A 21004-nucleotide genomic window follows, 5' to 3' on the forward strand; every position below is an offset into this window, starting at 1 on the left:
GTCTGAGCGACGAACGCGTGCGGCCGTCTTGGTCGCGCGCGCGTGTGGCTGCGGATGTGCGTCCGTCCGTGGCTGTCGTTCCGACGCCCGGAGAGTATCGCATGACCGAACCCCAGCCGACCCTGGCCAAGATTCCCGTCACCATCGTCACCGGATTCCTCGGCGCGGGCAAGACCACGCTGATCAGCCACCTGATCCGGAATGCCGGTGGCCGGCGGCTCGCGGTGATCGTCAACGAATTCGGCACGCTCGGCATCGACGGCGACATATTGAAGGGCTGCGCGATCCCCGATTGCCCGGCCGAGAACGTCGTCGAGCTCGCCAATGGCTGCATCTGCTGCACCGTCGCTGACGATTTCATCCCGACCGTCGAGACTTTGCTCGCGCTCGACCCGCGGCCCGACCATATCCTGATCGAGACATCGGGGCTCGCCCTGCCCAAGCCGTTGCTGAAGGCGTTCGACTGGCCCGCGATCCGGTCGAAGATCACGGTCGACGGGGTGATCGCGCTGGCCGATGCGGAAGCGGTCGCCGCGGGGCGGTTCGCGCCCGACCTCGCCGCGATCGAGGCGCAGCGTCGCGCGGATCCGAGCGTCGATCACGAGACGCCGCTCGCCGAGGTGTTCGAGGACCAGCTCGCCTGTGCGGATCTGGTGCTGCTGACCAAGGCGGATCTGGCGGGCGAGGCGGGGGTGGCTGCGGCGCGCGCGGTGATCGCGGCGGAGTCCACGCGTGCGTTGCCGGTGATCGCGCTGACCGACGGGGTGATCGATCCGCGCGTCGTGCTCGGGCTGAACGCGGCGGCGGAGGACGACATCGCGGCGCGGCCGTCGCATCATGATGGCGCGGACGATCACGAGCATGACGATTTTGACAGCATGATCGTCGAGCTTGGCGAGATCGCGGACCCGGCGGCGCTGGCGGCACGGATCGAGACGCTGGCGCGCGACGCCGACATCCTGCGCGTGAAGGGCTATGCCGCGGTGACGGGCAAGCCGATGCGGCTGCTGGTGCAGGCGGTCGGGGCGCGGGTGCGGACGCAATATGACCGGCCGTGGCGCGCCGACGAGGCGCGCCAGACGCGGCTGGTGGTGATCGCCGAGCATGACCGGATCGACCCCGCAAGGATCCGGGCCGCGCTTCAGGGCTGACGACGATGCACGTCGTCTTCCGCGAAAGCCACGGGCTGGAGGAAAGCGCGGTCCCGCAGGACCTGGCGCAGAGCCCGGCGGACCTCGTCGTCCTGTCCTTTTCGGACGGGGATCTCGGCGCGTTCGCGGCCGGGTGGCGGCGTGCGGCGGCGAGTGGGAGCCCGCTGCCGTCGCTGCGGCTCGCCAACCTGTCTGCGCTCGCGCATCCGCTGTCGGTCGATACCTATGTCGAGCGGACGCTGGCGGGGGGTGAAGGCGCGAAGGGGATCGTGATCCGGCTGATCGGCGGGCGGTCCTACTGGTCCTATGGGTTGCAGCAGCTCGAGGCGCTGGCGCGGGCGCGGGGGATCGCGCTGGCGGTGCTGCCGGCCGACGGGCGGATCGACGCGCGGCTCGATGCGGCGTCGACGGTGCCGGTGTCGACGCTGCGTCGGCTCGCCGCGCTGTGCGACGACGGCGGCGCGGTCGCGGCGCAGGCGGCGCTGGCGCAGATGGCGCTGGCGGCGGGGCTCTATGCCGGGCCGGTCGCGGGCGTGAAGACGGTCCCCGAGGTCGGTGGCTGGCAGCCGCGCGACGGGGTGACGTGCCCCGCGGCGTTCGCGATGACCGCGACGCGGCCGCGAATCCTGCTGATCTTCTACCGCTCCTACCTGACCGCTGCCGATCTCGACCCGATCGAGGCGCTGCACGCCGGGCTGAGTGGGGCGGGGTTCGACGTCGTCGGGCTGTTCGCGCCGTCGCTGAAGGCGCCGGGCGTCGCGGGGTGGCTGGCGCGCTGGGTCGTCGCGCTGCGCCCGGCGGTGATCGTCAACGCGACCGCCTTTTCGGGCCGCGGCGCGGACGACACATCGCCGCTCGACGGGGCGGGGGTGCCGGTGTTCCAGGTCGCGCTGGCGACGTCGGATCGCGCCGCCTGGGCGGGGTCGATGCGCGGGTTGTCCCCCGCCGACCTGGCGATGCACGTCGTCCTGCCAGAGGTCGATGGACGGCTGTTCGCGGGCGTCGCAAGCTTCAAGGAGGACGGCGTACGCGACGACGCTCTCGGCTATGCTCGGCGCGAGCACCGGGCCGATCCCGAGCGGATCGCGGCGATCGTCGCGCGCGTGACCGCGTGGGTGCGACTGGCGGCGCGGCCGGTCGCTGAGCAGCGGCCCGCGGTCGTGCTGTCGACCTATCCGGGCAAGGAGTATCAGATGGCGCATGCGGTCGGGCTCGACGCGCTGGCGTCCGCGGAGGCGATCGTCGAGGATCTGGCGGCGGCGGGTTACGCGACCGGAGGGGCGGCGCCGCAAGCGCTGTCCAAGGCGCTGGCGACGGGGCGGATCGGGTGGCCGGTCGCGGCGTATCGCGCGGCGCTTGGGGGCCTGCCGGCCGTGTTGCGCGATGCACTCGAGGAAAGCTGGGGCGCGCCCGAGGACGATCCGGGCTGTGTGGACGGCGCGTTCCGGTTCGCAGGCGTCGAGCGGGGGGGCGCGGTGATCGCGCTCCAGCCCGAACGCGGGCGCAGTGCGGCGCGGGTCGGGGAGTATCACGACCTGTCGCGCTGTCCCCGTCATGCCTATGTCGCCTTCTATCTGTGGCTGCACGCGCGGGGGAGTGATGCGCTGATCCATGTCGGCGCGCACGGGACGCTCGAATGGCTGCCGGGCAAGGCGGTCGCGCTGTCGGGGGAATGCTGGCCCGAGGCGCTGACCGGGGCGATGCCGGTGCTCTATCCGTTCATCGTCAACGATCCGGGCGAGGCGGCGCAGGCGCGGCGGCGGATCGGCGCGGTGACGATCGGCCATGTCCCGCCGCCGGCCGCGACGACGCGCAGCGGCGCGGGGCTGGGGCGGCTCGAATCGCTGCTCGACGAGTTTTCGACCGCCGACGGGCTTGACCCCGCGCGCCGCGACCGGCTGCAGCGCGACATCGCCGACGAGGCGCGCGCGACCGGACTGGCGGCGACGCTGCGGCTCGACGAGGCGGCGAGCCAGGCGGAGGCGATCACCCGGATCGACACGTTCGTGTGCGACGTGAAGGAAAGCCAGTTCGGCGACGGGCTGCACGTTTACGGTCGTGGCGAACAGGGGGAGGCCGAGCGCGACGGGCTGCTGAACGCGTTGCGCGGCAGGCGGATCTCGGCGGGGCCGTCGGGGTCGCCGTGGCGCGGACGCAGCGACGTCCTGCCGACCGGGCGCAACCTGTATGCGACCGACGCGCGCGCGGTGCCGTCGCGCGCGGCGCATGCGCAGGGCGTGCGGCTGGCCGACGAACTGGTCCGCCGGCATCTGCAGGATGAGGGCGACTATCCGCGCGCGCTGGTCGTCGACCTGTGGGCGTCGGCGACGATGCGGACCGCGGGCGAGGAGTTCGCGATGGCGCTCCACCTGCTCGGCGCGGAGCCGGTCTGGGATCATGCGTCGGACCGCGTCACGGGGGTCGAGATCCTGCCGCTGGCAAGGCTCGACCGGCCGCGGATCGACGTGACGCTGCGCGTGTCGGGGTTGTTCCGCGATGCGTTTCCCGCGCTCGGCCAGATGTTCGGGCAGGCGGTGCGCGCGCTGGCGGCGCGCGACGAGCCCGGCGACTGGAACCCGTTCGTCGGCGAAGTTGTGGGTGCGCGCGTCTATGGGCCCGAGCCGGGTCGCTACGGGCTCGGGCTCGGCGATGCAGGCGAGACGTACGGCGAGGCGGCGCGGGCGGCGGCGGGCGCGGCGTGGCTGGCGGCGTCGAGTCATGCGCTGGAAGGAGCGGGCGACGACGGTGCGACGCGGTTCGATCCAGCGGGGATCCGCGACCGGGTCGCCGCCGCCGACGCGTTCGTCCATGTTCAGGACCTGCCCGAAACCGACCTGTTGCTCGCCGCGGATTATGCCGCGCACGAGGCGGGTTTCGCGGCGGCGCAGGCGGTTGCCGGGGGTAAGAGCGCGGCGCTGTATCATCTCGATGCGCGCGACCCGGAACGGCCGCGTGCGCGGTCGCTGGACGAAGAGATTGCGCGGGTCGTTCATGCGCGGGCGGCGAACCCGGCCTGGGTCGAGGGGATGATGCGGCACGGGTTTCGCGGCGGCGCGGAGATCGCCGCGACGCTCGACCATATGGCGATGTTCGCGCAGCTGGCGCGGGTGGTGTCGCCCGAGCTGATCGATCTCTACTATGATGCGACATTGGGGCGCGACGCGGTGCGGGCGTTTCTGGAGAGCGCGAACCCCGCGGCGCTGGCGGCGATGACCGCGCGGTTCGCGGCGCTGCATGCGGCCGGGCTGTGGCCGACGCGGCGCAATTCGATCCTCGCGCAGCTCGACCTGCCGGCATGAGCGCGTTCGTCGTCAAGGGATGGTGCCCCGATGCGTGGCGGCCGATGGCGGCGGGCGACGGGCTGCTGGTGCGGATCCGCCCGCCGCTCGGCCGGCTGACGCGCGCGCAGACACTCACGCTGTGCGATGCGGCAATGGCGTGGGGAAATGGCGAGATCGACGTGACAAGCCGCGCGAATTTCCAGATCCGGGGCGTGACCGAGGCGGGCTGGCGGGAGCTGGTCGAGGCGTTGCTGGCCGTCGGGCTGATCGATCCCGATCCGGAGCGCGAGGCGTGCGGCGCGATTCTGGTCGCGCCCGACTGGCGGGACGGGGACGACACGCAGCATATCGCCACCGCGTTGCGCGAGCGGCTGTCCGACCTGCCGGTGCTGCCTGGCAAGGTTGGTTTTGCGATTGATGCGGGCGCTGCACCGCTGCTGACCCGCGCGCCCGCTGACTTTCGGGTCGAGCGCGCGGCGGACGGCAGGTTGCTGGTGCGCGGCGAGGGGCGTGCGGCGGGGGTGGACGTGACGCGCGACACCGCGGTCGACGCGCTGATCGCGCTGGCGCGGTGGTTCGTCGACAGCGGCGGTGCGGCGGCGGGGCGGATGGCGCGCCACGCAGCGGCCGTGCCGGAGCCCGCGACCTTGGTTCCCGCGCCCACGGCGCCACCGCCCGAAGCCGGGGCGCATCCGCTGGGCGCGGCGATCGCGCTCGGCTTCGGGCGGATCGCGGCAGTAGAGTTGCGCGACCGGATCGCCGCAGACCCGGTCACGGCGATCCGCGTGACGCCGTGGCGGATGCTGATCCTCGAAGGCGGTGTGCCGGATAGCGCGCGTGACCAGAGCAGCGTGCGCGCCGGGGTCGACGCCTGTGTCGGTGCGCCCGCCTGCCCGCAGGCGAGCGTCGAGACGCGCGACCTCGCGCGGCGGCTGGCTCCGTTGGTTGCTGGCAGCCTGCACGTGTCGGGATGCGCCAAGGGGTGTGCGCGGGCGCGGCCTGCGGACGTGACGCTGACCGGGCGCGACGGGCGGTTCGACCTTTCCCTGCACACGCGCGCGGGCGCGCCGCCGCTGCTCGGCGCGCTCGAACCCGCTCAGATTATCGCCCATTTCTCCCAGCCGTCCGGAGCCGCCTGATGCCCTATGCCTATGAGACCGAGGGGGCCGCGATCTATCGCCAGTCGTTCGCGATGATCCGAGCCGAGGCGGATCTCGCGCGGTTTGACGCCGAGGAGGAGCCGGTCGCGGTGCGGATGATCCACGCTGCGGGGCTGGTCGCGCTGGCCAAGGATATCCGCTTTTCGCCGGGCTTCGCACGGACCGCGCGTGCGGCGTTGCGGGCGGGCGCGCCGATCCTGTGCGATGCGCGGATGGTGACCGAGGGGATCACGCGCGCGCGTTTGCCGGCGGACAATGCGGTGATCTGTACGCTGCACACGCCCGAGACGGTCGCGCTGGCGAGAGAAATGGCAACAACGCGCTCGGCCGCGGCGCTGGAGTTCTGGCGGCCGCATCTGGCGGGTGCGGTGGTGGCGATCGGCAATGCGCCGACCGCGCTGTTCCACCTGCTCAATATGCTTGAGGATCCCGATTGTCCGCGGCCCGCGGCGATCATCGGCTGTCCGGTGGGTTTCGTCGGTGCGGTCGAATCGAAGGATGCGCTGTGGGCGGCGCAGCCGGTGCCGTGCGTGATCGTCGAGGGGCGGCTGGGCGGCAGCGCGATCACCGTCGCGGCGATCAACGCGCTGGCGAGTGCGGCGGAATGATCGGGGTGGTGGAGCCCGTGCCGATTTTGGTGCCGCCGCCGGGACAGGTGGTCGTAACCGGCACGATCCACGGCGTCGGGCTGGGGCCGGGGGCGTGCGACCTGATGAGCGTGCGCGCGGATCGGCTGGTGCGCGGCGCGCGGCACGTCGCCTATTTCCGCAAGGCGGGGCGGCCGGGGCAGGCGCGGCGGATCGTCGAGGGGATGCTGCGCGACGACGTGATCGAATATCCGATGGAATATCCCGTCACCACCGAGATCGCATTGTCCGATCCGCGCTACAACGACCGGCTGTCGGGCTTTTACGCCGCGTGCATCGACCACCTCGCGGCGCTGGCGCTGGGCGGCGAGGACGTGGTCGTGCTGTGCGAGGGCGACCCGTTCTTCTACGGATCGTTCATGCATCTCTATACGCGGTTGCAGGGGGTCGCGCCGGTCGCGGTCGTCCCCGGCATCACCGGCATGTCGGGCGCCTGGACCGCGAGCGGCGCGCCGATCACCTGGGGCGACGACGTGCTGACGGTGGTGATGGGGACGCTGCCCGAGGCGGACCTGGTGCGGCGCATCCGCGACACCGATGCGCTGGTGGTGATGAAGATCGGCCGCCACCTCGCCAAGCTGCGCCGCGCGGTCGCCGCGGCGGGGCGCGAGGAGGCGGCGTGGCTGGTCGAATATGCGGCGATGGCGGAGCAGCGCGTCACGCGGCTGTGCGAGGCGGATGCGGTCACGCCCTATTTCGCGATCCTGCTGATCCATGGGCAGGGGCGGCGGCCATGACCCTGGATGCAGGGACCGGCTGGCTGGCGATTGCGGGGCTGGGGCCTGGCGATGCCGCGCTGGTGACGCCCGAGGTCAGCGCGGCGCTGGCCGAGGCGACCGACGTGATCGGCTATATCCCCTATGTCGCGAGGGTTCCGGCGCGCGACGGTCTGACACTGCATGCGAGCGACAACCGGGTCGAGATCGACCGCGCGCGCCATGCGCTCGAACTGGCAGCGGAAGGCGCGCGCGTCGTCGTCGTGTCGTCGGGGGATCCCGGCGTGTTCGCGATGGCGGCGGCGGTGTTCGAGGCGCTCGAGGCGGGGCCGGCGGCGTGGGGAGGGATCGACATCCGCGTGCTGCCGGGGATCACCGCGATGCTGGCGGCGAGTGCGCGCGCGGGGGCGCCGCTGGGGCATGATTTCTGCGCGATCAACCTGTCGGACAATCTGAAGCCCCAGGCGCTGATCGAGCGGCGCGTGCGGCTGGCGGCGGAGGCCGATTTCGCGATCGCCTTCTACAATCCGCGATCGAAGGCGCGACCCGACGGGCTGGTCCGCGCGTTCGAGATCCTTCGCACGACGTGCGGCGACGATCGCCCGGTGCTGTTCGCGCGGGCGGTGTCGACGCCCGAGGAAGCGCTGTCGATCGTACCGCTGACCGACGCGCGGGCGGAGATGGCGGACATGCGGACGATGGTGATCGTGGGGTCGAGCCTGACGCGGATCATCGCGCGGGCGCAGCGGCCGATCCTCTATACGCCGCGGTCCGCGCCATGATCGAGCCAGTCGAGCACCGCGTCGACCGTATCGACCGCGTGCCGCGCAGGCAGCGGCGGGCGGTCGATCATGATCACCGGCAGGCCGAGCGTGCGCGCGGCGACGAGCTTGGCCGCCGCGCCGCTGCCGCCCGCGTTCTTGCAGACGACCAGGTCGGTCGCGTGGTCGCGCATCAGCCGGGTGTCGCCGGCCGCGTCGAACGGGCCGCGATCGACGACCAGTCGGTAGCGGGGCAGCGGCGGCGGGCGGTCCGGCGTATCGACGAAGCGCAGCAGATAGTCGTGCTGCGGCTGCTGCGCGAAGGCATCGACATGCATCCGGCCGAGCGCGAGCATTACGCGCTGTGGCGGGCCGGCGAGCGCCGCGACTGCGCCCGAGATATCGGCGACGCGCTGCCAGCGATCGCCCGCGACCGGGGTCCAGGCGGGGCGGGTGAGCGCGACATGCGCGGCGCCCGCCTGTGCCGCGGCGTCGACCGCATGGCGGTGCATCTGCGCAGCGAAGGGATGCGTCGCGTCAATCAGGTGCGTGACACGGTGCTCTTTGAGATAGGTAATGAGGCCTCCGACGCCGCCAAAGCCGCCGATGCGGACGGGGACCGGCTGCGCGCGCGGGCTGGCGACGCGGCCGGCATAGCTCAGCACGGTCGGATCGCCGCGCGCCGCCAGCCGTGCGGCGAGCGCGCTGGCTTCGGTGGTGCCGCCGAGAAGCAGGATGGTCGGAATGACTGAGGCTCCGTGGCTGACGATCGTCGGGATTGGCGAGGACGGCGTGGCCGGGCTGTCCGCCGCGGCGCGCACGGCGCTGGCCGAGGCCGAGATCGTGACGGGCGCGACCCGGCATCTGGCGCTTGCCGGCGAGCTTAGGGGGGCGGCCGAGGCTTGGCCAGTGCCGTTCGAGGACGGGATCGCGCGGCTGATCGGGCATCGCGGCCGGCGGGTGGTGATGCTGGCGTCGGGGGATCCGTTCTGGTTCGGCGCGGGCACGTCGGTGACGCGGCACCTGAGCCCGGGCGAGTGGACCGCGCATCCCGCACCGTCGAGCTTCGCGCTGGCGGCGGCGCGGCTCGGCTGGGGACTCGAGGACTGCACATGCCTGGGGCTGCATGCCGCGCCGTTCGGCCGGTTGCGGCCGCACATCGCGCGGGGGCGGCGCGCGATCGTGCTGGTGCGCGACGGGGCGGCGGTCGGTGGACTGGCGGCGTATCTGGATGCGGCGGGGTTCGGCGCGTCGGCGCTGCACGTGCTGGAGGCGCTGGGCGGGCCGCGCGAGCGGATCCGCCACACGACCGCCGCGACGATGGCGTTCGACGACATCGCGCATCCGGTCGCGGTCGGGATCGTCTTCGACGGGGCGGGCGCGGTCATGCCGCAGGCGGGGCTGTCCGACGACTGGTTCGCGCATGACGGGCAGATCACCAAGTCGCCGATCCGCGCGGTGACGCTGGCAGCACTCGCGCCGAAACCGGGCGAGAGCCTGTGGGATATCGGCGCGGGATCGGGATCGATCGGGATCTCGTGGCTGCTGGCACATCCGTCGACCCGCGCGACCGCGTTCGAGGCGGATCCGGTGCGAGCGGGGCGGATCGTCGACAATGCGGCGACGCTGGGCGTCGACCGGCTGGTGGTGGTCGAGGGGCGGGCGCCCGAGTGTCTCGAAACGCAGGCATGTCCCGATGCGGTGTTCGTCGGCGGCGGCCTGTCCGAGGCGCTGTTGCGCGCGCTGTGGCCGCTGGTCGAGCAGGGCACACGGATCGTCGCCAATGCGGTGACGCTCGAATCGGAGGCACTGCTGACGCAGTGGCAGGCAGCCCAGGGGGGGAGCCTGATGCGGATCGAGGTGGCGCAGGCGGTGCCGATCGGGACGCGACGCGGTTGGCGCGCGCAGTTCCCGGTAGTGCAATGGGCGTATCCGGCATGATCGTCGCCGGTTTTGGCTTCAACACGGCCGCGGATGCCGCCGCGTTGCGCGCCGCGCTGGCCGCCGCGCAACAGGGCCTCCCGCCGGTCGAGGCGCTGGCGGCGCCCGATGACAAGCACGGGCTGCCCGGCGAGATCGCGGCGCTGCTGGGTCTGCCGCTGATCACGGTCGATCCCGCCGCGCTGACTGCGGCCAGTCCCGTCACCCGGTCGCCGGTAAGCCTTGCCGTGCGGGGGACCGGCAGCGTCGCGGAGGCCGCTGCACTCGCCGCCGCGGGGCAAGGCGCGCGGCTGCTGACCCTTCGCCACATTTCGCCGTGCCGACGCGCGACCTGCGCCATTGCCCAAGGATTTCGACCATGACCGTGCATTTCATTGGTGCAGGGCCGGGTGCGCCCGACCTGCTGACATTGCGGGGGCGCGACCGGATCGCGATGTCACCGGTGTGCCTCTATGCCGGGTCGCTGATCCCGGAGGCGCTGCTGGAGCATTGCCCGCCGGGCGCGCGGATCGTCAACACCGCGCCGATGGACCTCGACCAGATCATGGCCGAGATCGTCACCGCGCACGCAGGGGGGCAGGACGTCGCGCGGCTGCATTCGGGAGATCTGTCGATCTGGTCGGCGATGGGCGAGCAGCTGCGGCGGCTGCGCGCGCTGGACATTCCGGTGACGATCACCCCCGGCGTCCCCGCCTTTGCCGCCGCCGCCGCCGCGCTCGAGGTCGAGCTGACTTTGCCCGAGCTGGCGCAGTCGGTGGTGCTGACGCGGACGCCGGGGCGTGCGAGTTCTATGCCGGCGGCCGAGACGCTTGCCGCGTTCGCCGCGACGCAGGCGACGCTGGCGATCCACCTGTCGGTGCACAATCTGGCTGAGGTCGTCGCGGACCTGCTGCCCGCTTATGGTGGCGACTGCCCGGTCGCAGTGGTGTGGCGCGCGAGCTGGCCCGACGAGCAGATCGTCCGCGCGACGCTGTCGACGATCGAGGAGGCGGTGACGGGGCGGCCCGAGCGGACCGCGCTGATCCTGGTCGGGCGCGTGCTGGCGCCAGGCGATTTCGTGACGAGCAGCCTGTACGCGCAAGGCTATGACCGGCGGTTCCGGCCGCAATCGGCGGAGTCCCGGTTCGCAGGGGACACGCCATGACGCGCGGCATGACTCCGGGCCTGCTGGTTGCTGCGCCTGCGTCGGGAACGGGGAAGACGACGGTGATGCTCGGGCTGTTGCGCGCGCTGCGCGACGACGGGATCGCGGTGCAGCCGTTCAAATGCGGGCCGGACTATATCGACCCGGCGTTTCACCGCGCGGCGAGCGGGCGCGCGTCGTTCAACCTCGACAGCTGGGCGATGACGGGGCCGCGACTCGACGGGATCGCGGCGCGCGGCGACGATGCGGACATGACGCTGGCCGAGGGGTCGATGGGGCTGTTCGACGGCGTTGCGCACGCGGGCGCGACGGGCAATGGCGCGAGCGCGGACGTCGCGCGGCGGATGGGCTGGCCGGTCGTGCTGGTGATCGACGTGTCGGGGCAGGCGCAATCCGCGGCGGCGACCGCTTTGGGGTTCGCGCGCTACGATCCAAGCGTGCGGGTCGCAGGCGTGATCCTCAACCGCGTGGCGAGCGAGCGGCACGAACGGCTGGCACGCAGCGGGATGGAGGCGGTCGGGATCCGCGTGTTCGGTGCGCTGCCGCGGCGCGGCGACCTGACGCTCCCCGAGCGACATCTGGGGCTGGTGCAGGCGATCGAGCACCCTGCACTCGACGCGCAGATCGCGGCCTATGCGACGTTCCTGCGCGCGCATGTCGATATCGCCGCGCTCCGCGAGGCGGCCGCCGCCACGCCGCGAGCCGTCGCGCAGGGGACAGTCGTGCCCACCCCGCCGGCGCAGCGGATCGCGCTGGCTCAGGATGCCGCCTTTTCGTTCACCTATGCGCATGTGCTGGACGGGTGGCGCAGCGCAGGGGTGGAGATCCTGCCCTTTTCGCCGCTGGCGGACGAGGCGCCGGCGAAAGACGCGGATCTGGTCTGGCTGCCGGGGGGCTATCCCGAACTGCATGCGGGTGCGCTGGCGGCGGCGGACCGGTTCCGCCTGGCGCTGGCGCTGCATGCCGAAACGCGGCCGGTGCACGGCGAGTGCGGCGGCTATATGGCGCTGGGCGAGGGGCTGATCGATGCGGACGGCACCCGGCATCGGATGGCCGGGCTGCTCGGGCTGGTGACGAGTTATGAGAAGCGGCGGATGCATCTGGGCTATCGGCGGGCGACGCTGTACGCGCCGATCGGCGGGATCGCGGCGGGAGCGATGCTGGCGGGGCACGAGTTTCATTATTCGACGATCCTCGACCAGCCCGACGCGCCGCTGGCGCAGGTGGTCGACGCGAATGGGCAAGGAGTACCCGAAACCGGCTCGCATCGCGGCGGCGTGACGGGTAGTTTCTTCCACATGATCGCCCCCCTTGGCCAACCGGCTGCATGACCGGTTTCGTTTCGTTCGTCGGATCCGGCCCCGGCGACCCCGAATTGCTGACGCTGAAGGCGGTGACGCGGTTGCAGCGCGCCGACGTCGTGCTGTTCGACGACCTGTCGTCGGGCGCGGTGCTGGGCCATGCACGCGTCGGTGCCGAACTGGTCGCGGTCGGCAAGCGCGCGGGGCGGCCGTCGCCGCGCCAGTCGCATGTCTCGCAACTGCTGGTCGACCACGCGCTAACGGGGGCGCGCGTCGTCCGGCTGAAGTCTGGCGATGCGGGGATGTTCGGGCGGCTAGAGGAGGAGATCGTCGCGCTGCGCGAGGCGGGCGTGACGTTCGAGATCGTCCCGGGGATCAGCGCGGCGAGCGCGGCTGCTGCCGCCGCCGCGATCCCGCTGACGCGCCGGCTGTCCGCGCGCCGGGTGCAATATGTCACCGGCCATGACGTGACCGGGCAGTTGCCGCAGCAGCGCAACATGGCCGCGCTCGCCGATCCGGAGGCGACAACGGTCGTGTTCATGCCGCAGCGGACGTTTCCGGCTCTGGTTGAGTCGCTCGTCGCACATGGCCTGCCGGGCGACACGACCGCGCTGCTCGCCGAGAATGTCGGGCATCCCGACCAGAGCCTGACCTGGTCGACGATCGCGGGGCTCGCGGCGCGGCTGGCGGGGGGCGTGTCCGACAAGCCCGCGCTGATCCTCTATGGATCGTTGATGGCGCCGTGAGCGGAGTCGACATCGCGATATCGCTGATCGGGATCGGCACGGGCAATCCCGATCATGTGACGCGCGCCGCAGTCACGGCGATGAACGCCGCCGACCTGATCCTGTTGCCGCGGAAAGGCGCGGGGAAATCCGATCTGGTCGATCTGCGCCGGACGATCTGCGCCGCGCTGCTGACCGGGCCTGCCAGAGTGGCGGAGTTCGATCTGCCCGAGCGCGATGCGGACGCGCCGTACCGTGCGGCGGTCGATGCGTGGCACGATGATATCGCGGCGGTGTGGGCGGCGCAGATCGCCGAGCATCTGCCGGGCGGAGGACGGGTCGCGTTCCTCGTCTGGGGGGATCCGTCGCTCTACGACAGCAGCCTCCGGATCGCTAACCGGCTGCGAGCGGGAGGGCGGTCGATCGGGGTCAGCGTGGTGCCGGGGATCACCAGCCTGCAGGCGCTGACCGCGGCGCATGCGATCCCGCTCAACACGCTCGCTGCGCCCGTGACGATCACCACCGGTCGGCGGCTGCGCGCCGAGGGGTGGCCAGCGGGGGTCGAGACGCTGGCGGTGATGCTCGACGGGGCGTGCGCGTTCGAGACGCTCGCACCCGAGGGAATCACGATCTGGTGGGGGGCGTATTTGGGGATGGCGCAGGAGGCGTTGATCGCCGGGCCGCTCGCCTCGGTCAGGGCGGAGATCGTCACGTGCCGTACCGGGCTGCGCGCCCGGCACGGCTGGATCATGGACGTGTATCTCCTGCGCCGCACGGGCGGCTGAGCGTCACTCCGACAGGTCGCTCAGCAGCTCGCGGACGCGGTCGAGGCGGGCGAGGGGATCCTCGATCCGTTCGCGGACCAGCCAGCGGCGCTTCGCCGGTTCGAACGGCGCCGGAAGGGCGGCGGTCGGATTCCCCGGGGTGAAGGCGATGGCGCCCGGGCCGACATCGATCTGGCGAATGTCGGCGGCGGCGGCGAGTGCGCGGATCCGCGCGCATTCGAGCAGGCGGACGGCATTGTCGGGAAGTGCGCCGAACCGGTCCTCGAGCTCGGCCTGGAACGCATCGAGCGCGGCGATGTCGGTCAGATGCGCGAGCTGGCCGTAGAGCGTCAGCCGCAGGTCGGTCTCGGGGATCCACTCTTCGGGAAGCATGCCGCCGACGCCGAGATTGAGCACCGGCTGGCACTGATCGACCGGTTCGCCGCGCGCGGCTTTCAGCGCGCGACCCAGCAGGTGCTGGTAGAGGTCGATACCGATCAGCTTCATGTGGCCGGCCTGATCCTCGCCGACCAGATCGCCCGCGCCGCGCATGTCGAGATCACGCGCGCTGATCGCGAAGCCCGCGCCGAGCTGGTCGAAGGCCTGGAGCGTGCGCAGGCGCTTCATCGTCGCCTCGGCGATCATGGCCTCGCCGTCGGTCGACAGCAGGATCTGGCCCCGCCGGCCGCCGCGTCCGACCCGACCGCGCAGCTGGTGGAGCTGCGACAGGCCGAACCGGTCGGCATGGTGGACGATCATCGTGTTGGCGCGCGGCACGTCGAGCCCCGCCTCGATGATGTTGGTCGCGAGCAGCACATCGCCGTCGCCCGCGGCAAAGCCCGCCATTGCGTCGTCGAGCTCGGCCGCCTCCATCTTGCCGTGCGCGATGACGAGGCCGAGTTCGGGAACGAGCCGCGTGAGCGTTTTCGCGAGCGGGGCGATGTCCTCGATCCGCGGCACGACGACAAAGCTCTGGCCGCCACGCGCGCGTTCGCGGCGCAGCGCCTTGCGCACCGCGGCGTCGTCGAACGGCGCGACGATGGTGCGGATCGGCTGGCGGCGCGCGGGTGGCGTCGCGATGACCGAGATCGCCTGGATGCCGACCATCGCCGACTGGAGCGTGCGCGGGATCGGCGTGGCGCTGAGCGTGAGGACATGGCCCGCGCCCATGTCGCGCAGCGACGACTTGGCCTTCGCGCCGAACCGCTGTTCCTCGTCGATCACGACGAGCGCGAGATCGGCAAAGGCGACGCCCTTGCCGCCGACAGCGCTGGTGCCGACGACGACCGCGATAGACCCGTCGGCGAGCCCGGCGCAGACGCGCTTGCGCTCGGCAGGCGTCGACAGCCGAGACAACGCAGCGACCTCCAGCCCGGTGCCGACAAAGCGCGTGCGGAACGTTTCGAGATGCTGGCGGATCAGCACCGTGGTGGGCGCGACGATCGCGACCTGGCGACCAGCCAGCGCGACGAGCGCGGCGGCGCGGAGCGCAACCTCGGTCTTGCCATAGCCGACATCGCCGACAATCAGCCGGTCCATCGGCTTGCCGCTGGCGAGGTCGCTCCGGACCGCCGCAATCGCGCGGGCCTGGTCGGGGGTCTCGGAGAACGGGAAGCCCGCAGCGAACCGTTCGTAGAGCGCGACATCGGGTACGATCGGTGGTGTCGTCCGCGCGTCGCGTTCGGCGGCGACCGCCTGAAGCGCACGTGCGCTTTCCGCGATCGCGGTGTCGATCGCGGCGCGACGCTTGGTCCAGCTTCCCCCGTCGAGCGTGTCGAGCGTCACCGCATCCGCGTCTGCGCCATAACGCCAGATGCGATCGGCTTCATGCACGGGTACGAGCCGGCGGGCGCCCTTGGCATAGTCGAGCACGATCGCGTCGGCCGCGACGCCATCGAGGTCGGGCAGCGCCTCGACCCCGAGAACGCGACCGATGCCGTGATCCTCATGCACGACAATGTCGCCGGTCTGCAGCGTCGCACCTTCGGCAAAGGCCGCAACGCCAACACCGGGGCCGTCGTCCAGTCGTGCGCGGCTGCCGAGCAGATCGGCGGCGGCGACGATGGTGAGATCGGCATGGACAAAGCCCTGGTCGAGCGGAGCGCAGAGCAGTGACACCGAACCGACGGGTGCGGCCGCCGCCTCGGCAAGGCTGTCGACGTGTTCGGCGTCGACGCCGAGCCGCGATGCGAGGAAACGAAGGTCACGCGCGGACCCGGCGATCGCGAGCCGGCCGTCGGCGATCACCGAACGCGCGAAGCGGCGGAATGCGCGGACGGGATCGCGCCGCTCGATGAAGCGCGGGGTGCGTTCGACCGGGGTGTCGGTGGCGAGGATCTGGCGGCCGGCGGTCGCCTTGTTCCAGGCGCGCGTGTCGACCAGCGCGGCCTTGACCTGACGCGCCGCGGTGCCGTCGGCGGCAAGCGCCAGGAACCGCGTGCGGCGGTCGGCGACCAGAGGGTCGAAATGGAGCGCGGCGTCGGGCAGATGCTCGGTGATCGCGACGCCGTCACCCAGATCGGGTTCGCAGGCGCGACCGACGATCACCGCGTCGAGCGTTTCGAGGCTGCGCTGCGACACCGGGTCATAGCTGCGAATTTCGGTGATGACCGAATTGTCGTCGAATTCGATCCGGGCGGGGTTCGCGCGATCGGCCGGAAACAGGTCGACGACGCTGCCGCGGATCGCGATCTCGCCGGGTTCGTCGACGCGGTCGTCGATCGTGTAGCCGATCGTGTCGGCTAGCGCGGGTAGCGCGGCGATGTCGATCGTATCGCCGACGCGGAATACCGGTGGCGCCTCGTCGAACGCGGCGGGGGTGGGATAGCGGACTGCGCTCGCCTCGGCGGAAAGGACGAGGAGGATCGGGTCAGTCGAGGCTGTCGCGGTCGCGGCGCGCAGACGGCGCAGCGCCTCGACCCGGCGGCCGACATTGGCGGCGCTGGGCGGCGCGGAGTCGCCGGGGAGCGCATCGCTCGCAACGAGATGGACGACGGTCATCGCAGGGGCGAACCCCTCCGCGAGACAGGCGATCGCCTCGGCGCGCGCCTCGTCCTCGACTACCAGAATGGCACGGTCGATTCCGGCGGTCAGCAGCTCGGCAACGACGATCGCCGTGGGCAGGGTTGCCGGTGCGGCGCGCGTGTCGCCCGGCAGGTCGATATGGTCGGTACGCTTCAGCATGGCCCCTCCGGTCGGGCCGTTGGCGCCCATTGAATGAACGGTATGCGGACCGGCTCGTTCCGTGATCCGTGCACGAAATGTTCCGACTGGCTCAGCCGAGCAGGCGGCGATACTCGGATTCGGCATGGCCATAGGTGTCGCCCGCCATCCGCATCAGCACGTCGCGGTCGCGGACCAGCACGCGGCCGCGCACGGAGCGAATAGCCTGTTCTTCCTCGAGCCGGTGAAGCGCCTCTGTCACGCTGCTGCGCCGGACGCCGAGCATCAGGCGGAACTCCTCATGCGTCATGCAGATCGCGTCGTCGCGGATGCGATCGTGATAGAGCAGGATCCAGCGCGCCATGCGTCGCTCGATCGAATGCGCGAGCGACGATACGATTGTCCGCCCCATCTGGGTCATGAACACCTGGACGAAACGGAGCAGCGCGAGCCGCAGCGTGTCGCTCTGCGCGGCGGCGGCGTGGAAGCGGTCGAGCGGCAGCTGCAGCGCGACGCCCTGTTCGGCGCGCATCACGACGTCATAGGGCGAGCGGTTGTCGCCGAGCAGCGCGGACCAGCCGACAAAGCCCTCCGCGCCGATCAGCCCGACCGCAAAGCGATGATCGCCCTCGAGCGCGTCGAGCACGCCGGCGATCCCCTCCTCGGGAAAGCAGAGCGTCTCGATCCGGTCGCCCGCATGCGTCAGCGACTCGCCGACCGCAAAGGGGACGCGGTCGAGATGCGGCGCGATCAACGCGAAGTCGTCGGGGCTCAGACGCTGAAGCAGCCGGTTTCCTGTGCCTCGCGCCGACGACGCGTCGCCAGCCCCATCCCGGTCGATGGTTTCCAGTCGATTGTCGCCCACCATCACGCCCCCTGAAACACTGCACGAATTCAATACGATCCGGTCTTCGTCCGGTTTCGTACAGCAACTCCCACGCCGCCGCCGGGGTTGCGCCTCTCAATGATACAGGAGGCAATTTTGACACATTCCATTCGACGGACGCTGCGTGCCGACGACGCCCGACGCATCGGTGACGACGCAGGACATGCCCTATGGCAGCGACGCCAAGCAGTTTGCCCGCGTGTACAAGCCGGCGACCGCCGCCAATGCCAAGGGCCTGCCGGTCGTGGTCTATTATCACGGCGGCGGCTGGGTGATCGCGGACGTCGCGACCTATGACGCGGCACCGCGCGCGATGGCGAAGGCGCTGAACGCGATCGTCGTGTCGGTCGAATATCGTCATGCCCCCGAGTTCAAGTTCCCCGCACAGCATGACGACGCGGCGGCGGCCTATCGCTGGACGCTGGCCAATGCCGCGGCATGGGGTGGCAACCCGGCGAAGATCGCGGTTGCGGGCGAGAGCGCCGGCGGCAATCTGGCGGTCGCGACGGCGATCTATGCCCGCGACAATCGCCTGACCGCGCCACTGCACATCGTCTCGGTCTATCCGATCGCCAACAGCAGCAAGACGCTGCCGTCGCGCCGGGATTCGGCGAATGCGAAGCCGCTCAACGGCGCGATGCTGCCGTGGTTCGGCTATTACTACCAGACCAGCAAAGCGGACGCGCAGGATCCGCGGCTGAACCTGGTCGGGGCGAACCTGCGCGGGCTGCCGCCGACGACGATCATCAACGCACAGATCGATCCGCTGCGGTCGGACGGCGAGACGCTGGCCGCGGCGATGCGTGCGGCGGGCGACAAGGTCGAGCAGCGCACTTTCCCGGGCGTGACGCATGAGTTCTTCGGCATGGGCACGATCGTGCGTGGCGCGAAGGATGCGAACGATCTCGCGGTCGCACGGCTGAAGGCGGCGTTCGCCATGGCTCCTGCGAAGCGCTGATGCGTTGGGAGGGGGATCCTTTCTCCCTCCCATTTTTGCAGCGAGTAATGCCATGACGTTGACGACCCATGCCTCTTCGCCCCCCTATCGCGCCTTCGCGCGGGTCGCGGCCCTGTCGATGGCGGAGTGCTGATATGCCGGTGATAAACACGCCGACGCTGGCGATCGCCTATGCTGATACGGGCCCGCGCGAGGGCGACACGGTGTTGTTGCTGCACGGCTGGCCCGATGACTCCTCGACCTGGGACGACGTCCTGCCCGCGCTGCACGAAGCCGGGCTGCGGACGATCGTGCCGAGCCTGCGCGGGTTTGGCGAGACGCGGTTCGTGGCGGCGGATACGCCGCGCACCGGCAACAGCGCGGCCCTGGCGATGGACGCGATCGCGGTGATGGACGGGCTGGGGATCGCGCGGTTCATGGTCGCGGGGCATGACTGGGGCTCGAACATCGCCGAGGCGCTGGCGGTGGGATGGCCCGAGCGGGTGCAGCGGATCGCGATGCTCGCGACGCCGCCGCGACTGGGCGGCATGCCGACGCCGCCGTTCGAACAGACGCAGCGGCAATGGTACCACTGGTTCATGGCCACCGCGCGCGGCGCGCAGGCGGTGCGCGATGACCCCAGGGGATTTGCGCATGTCCACTGGACCAACTGGTCGCCGCCGGGCTGGTTCGATGAGGCGACCTTTGCACGGGTGGCGCGCGCGTTCGGGAATCCGGACTGGGTCGACGTCACGCTGCACAGCTATCGCGCGCGCTGGGACGAGGCGGCACCCGATCCCGCGAGCGTCTGGCTCGAGGAAGCGGTAAAGGCGAGCGAGACGCTGTCGCTGCCCGCGCTGTACATTCAGGGTGCGAAGGACGGGGTAAACCCGCCGAGCGCGACCACCGCGGTACCGGAGAAATTCTCGGGCCCCTTCGCCTTCGTCACCTTGCCGGGCGTCGGCCATTTTCCACAGCGTGAGCGGCCCGAGGCGGTCGCCGACCTGCTTGTCACGCTCTTCACCGGCGATCCCGCCACCTTGTCCGACACGATTTACCGGAGCCACGACATGTCCAAGTTCAAACCCCTTCTCGCAGGCGCCGCGCTGTTCGCACTCGCCGCCGCCGCAACCGCGGCCGGCGTCGCACAGGCCAGGACCGCGGCGAGCCCGCTGACTCAGGTGGCGACGTTCGACCACCAGGTGACCGGCGTCGCGGTGACCGCGGACGGGCGGCGGTTCGTCAACTTTCCGCGCTGGACCGACGATGCGCCGATCTCTGTCGCCGAGGTGCTGCCGGACGGAAAGCTCAAGGCCTATCCCGACGACACGTGGAACAGTTGGCGCAACGCGCGCGCGAACGAACTGCCGGTCGGCGACTATTTCATCTGCGTCCAGTCGATCGTCCCCGATGGCCACGGCAATCTGTGGGTGCTCGATCCCGGCGCGCCGGGTAACGAAAAGCCACTCGAGGGAGCACCGAAGCTGGTCAGGATCGACCTGGCGACGAACCGCGTGACCAAGGTGATCAAGGTCACGCCCGATGTCGCGCTCCAGGGCACGTACCTCAACGACATCCGCTTCTCGCCCGACGGCAAGACCGGCTACATCACGGATTCGGGTACGCGCGGCGCGATCATCGTGATCGACCTGGAGAGCGGCAAGGGAATGCGCGCGCTCGACGGGCATGGCTCGACGCAGATCGACAAGAGCGTGACCGTCATGACCGATGGCAAGCCGCTGGTTCGTCCCGATGGCCGCCAGCCGGCCTTCTCCGCGGACGGGATCGCAATCTCGAACGACGGCAAGACGCTGTATTATCAGGCGCTGACCGGCAAGACGCTGTACGCGATCGATACCGGGCTGCTCCGCGAGGGCGTGAGCGCAGCGCAGCAGGCGGCGGGGGTAAAGACCATCGCCGAGACGCATGTCGCGGACGGTCTGTGGATGAGCAAGGCGGGGGTGCTGTACATCACGTCGCCCACCGACGACAGCATCACGCGGCTGGTCGGCGATCACGTCGAGCCGGTGCTGACCGACAAGCGGCTGCGCTGGCCCGATACCTTCTCCGAAGGGCCCGACGGGCGGATCTATGTGACCGCGAGCCATATCCAGGACACCAGCTGGTTCAAGCCGGGTGCGCCGGCATCGCTGCCGACCGCATTGTTCGCATTCGACCCGGTGCGGTGACATAAACGGGCGCCCCGGGCATGCAGACATGCCGGGGCGCCGCTGTCCAGCAGCGGCAGAAAACGTCAGATTGCAACAGGGTTAACATAGCGCAACGCGATAACCGCGCACCCCGGGATCGAATGTCGTGGCGTGTCGTTTCGCCATACTAACGATACGGGGTCGCCTTGTTCATTCTCCATTTGGCCCTCGGGGGCTGCCTGAAAGCGCCGCCCATCGACTTCGGCATTACGGCCGAC

At 70.9% G+C, this 21004-nt stretch carries 17 protein-coding genes; 14 read left to right on the forward strand and 3 right to left on the reverse strand.

Annotated elements, in window-relative coordinates:
• Positions 1–101: 101 nt before the first annotated feature.
• Genes cobW through cobJ form a run of 6 tightly spaced genes read left to right on the forward strand, consistent with a single transcriptional unit; the run spans position 102 to position 7737 of the window.
• Entirely contained in the window at positions 102–1151 is a 1050-nt protein-coding gene (cobW, locus tag GV027_RS15545) for a cobalamin biosynthesis protein CobW (RefSeq protein ID WP_159512407.1), read from the forward strand.
• Between the two features lie 5 nt (positions 1152–1156).
• Positions 1157–4450 (forward strand): cobaltochelatase subunit CobN, encoded by a 3294-nt coding sequence (gene cobN, locus GV027_RS15550; protein WP_159512408.1) that lies wholly within the window; start codon positions 1157–1159, stop codon positions 4448–4450.
• On the forward strand, positions 4447–5571 hold the full coding sequence (locus GV027_RS15555; RefSeq protein WP_159512409.1) for a cobalamin biosynthesis protein CobG: 1125 nt from the start codon (positions 4447–4449) through the stop codon (positions 5569–5571). The genes cobN and GV027_RS15555 overlap by 4 nt, the downstream gene beginning before the upstream one ends.
• Positions 5571–6200: a precorrin-8X methylmutase gene (locus tag GV027_RS15560; RefSeq protein WP_159512410.1), complete on the forward strand. Its 630-nt coding sequence runs from the start codon at positions 5571–5573 to the stop codon at positions 6198–6200. Before GV027_RS15555 ends, GV027_RS15560 begins: the two co-directional genes overlap by 1 nt.
• Positions 6197–6976: a precorrin-2 C(20)-methyltransferase gene (gene cobI / locus GV027_RS15565; protein ID WP_159512411.1), complete on the forward strand. Its 780-nt coding sequence runs from the start codon at positions 6197–6199 to the stop codon at positions 6974–6976. Before GV027_RS15560 ends, cobI begins: the two co-directional genes overlap by 4 nt.
• Positions 6973–7737, forward strand: a complete 765-nt coding sequence (gene cobJ / locus GV027_RS15570; protein WP_159512412.1) for a precorrin-3B C(17)-methyltransferase — start codon at positions 6973–6975, stop codon at positions 7735–7737. The genes cobI and cobJ overlap by 4 nt, the downstream gene beginning before the upstream one ends.
• Here cobJ and GV027_RS15575 read toward each other — a convergent pair.
• Complete coding sequence (locus GV027_RS15575; RefSeq protein WP_159512967.1) at positions 7713–8462, reverse strand: cobalt-precorrin-6A reductase; 750 nt, start codon at positions 8460–8462, stop codon at positions 7713–7715. The genes cobJ and GV027_RS15575 overlap by 25 nt on opposite strands.
• Here GV027_RS15575 and cbiE point away from each other — a divergent pair.
• Genes cbiE through cobF form a run of 6 tightly spaced genes read left to right on the forward strand, consistent with a single transcriptional unit; the run spans position 8452 to position 13612 of the window.
• The gene (gene cbiE, locus GV027_RS15580) at positions 8452–9657 is read left to right on the forward strand and encodes a precorrin-6y C5,15-methyltransferase (decarboxylating) subunit CbiE (protein ID WP_443029543.1); all 1206 of its coding nucleotides are present in this window, start codon (positions 8452–8454) and stop codon (positions 9655–9657) included. The genes GV027_RS15575 and cbiE overlap by 11 nt on opposite strands.
• Positions 9654–10019, forward strand: a complete 366-nt coding sequence (locus tag GV027_RS15585; RefSeq protein WP_159512414.1) for a cobalamin biosynthesis protein — start codon at positions 9654–9656, stop codon at positions 10017–10019. The genes cbiE and GV027_RS15585 overlap by 4 nt, the downstream gene beginning before the upstream one ends.
• Positions 10016–10801 (forward strand): precorrin-4 C(11)-methyltransferase, encoded by a 786-nt coding sequence (cobM, locus tag GV027_RS15590; protein ID WP_159512415.1) that lies wholly within the window; start codon positions 10016–10018, stop codon positions 10799–10801. The genes GV027_RS15585 and cobM overlap by 4 nt, the downstream gene beginning before the upstream one ends.
• Positions 10802–10809: 8 nt before the next feature.
• On the forward strand, positions 10810–12132 hold the full coding sequence (locus GV027_RS15595) for a cobyrinate a,c-diamide synthase (RefSeq protein WP_159512968.1): 1323 nt from the start codon (positions 10810–10812) through the stop codon (positions 12130–12132).
• Positions 12129–12848, forward strand: a complete 720-nt coding sequence (gene cobA, locus GV027_RS15600; protein ID WP_031440828.1) for a uroporphyrinogen-III C-methyltransferase — start codon at positions 12129–12131, stop codon at positions 12846–12848. Before GV027_RS15595 ends, cobA begins: the two co-directional genes overlap by 4 nt.
• On the forward strand, positions 12845–13612 hold the full coding sequence (gene cobF / locus GV027_RS15605) for a precorrin-6A synthase (deacetylating) (RefSeq protein WP_236559252.1): 768 nt from the start codon (positions 12845–12847) through the stop codon (positions 13610–13612). Before cobA ends, cobF begins: the two co-directional genes overlap by 4 nt.
• Before the next feature lie 3 nt (positions 13613–13615).
• Here the strand turns inward: cobF and GV027_RS15610 are convergent, their stop codons facing one another.
• Both GV027_RS15610 and GV027_RS15615 read right to left on the reverse strand, forming a co-directional pair.
• Positions 13616–16774 carry a helicase-related protein gene (locus GV027_RS15610; protein WP_159512416.1) on the reverse strand — a complete coding sequence of 1053 codons (3159 nt, stop codon included), beginning with the start codon at positions 16772–16774 and terminating at the stop codon, positions 13616–13618.
• 91 nt (positions 16775–16865) lie between these two features.
• The gene (locus tag GV027_RS15615) at positions 16866–17621 is read right to left on the reverse strand and encodes a Crp/Fnr family transcriptional regulator (protein ID WP_159512417.1); all 756 of its coding nucleotides are present in this window, start codon (positions 17619–17621) and stop codon (positions 16866–16868) included.
• Between the two features lie 142 nt (positions 17622–17763).
• Here GV027_RS15615 and GV027_RS15620 point away from each other — a divergent pair, with 142 nt between their 5' ends.
• Together GV027_RS15620 and GV027_RS15625 are read left to right on the forward strand one after the other, a co-directional pair.
• Positions 17764–18597 carry an alpha/beta hydrolase gene (locus GV027_RS15620; protein ID WP_236559253.1) on the forward strand — a complete coding sequence of 278 codons (834 nt, stop codon included), beginning with the start codon at positions 17764–17766 and terminating at the stop codon, positions 18595–18597.
• Positions 18598–18731: 134 nt separating this feature from the next.
• The gene (locus GV027_RS15625; RefSeq protein WP_159512418.1) at positions 18732–20765 is read left to right on the forward strand and encodes an alpha/beta fold hydrolase; all 2034 of its coding nucleotides are present in this window, start codon (positions 18732–18734) and stop codon (positions 20763–20765) included.
• Positions 20766–21004: the final 239 nt, after the last annotated feature.

This window comes from Sphingomonas sp. T1, assembly GCF_902506585.1.
GTDB classification, from domain to species: Bacteria; Pseudomonadota; Alphaproteobacteria; order Sphingomonadales; family Sphingomonadaceae; genus Sphingomonas; species Sphingomonas aerolata.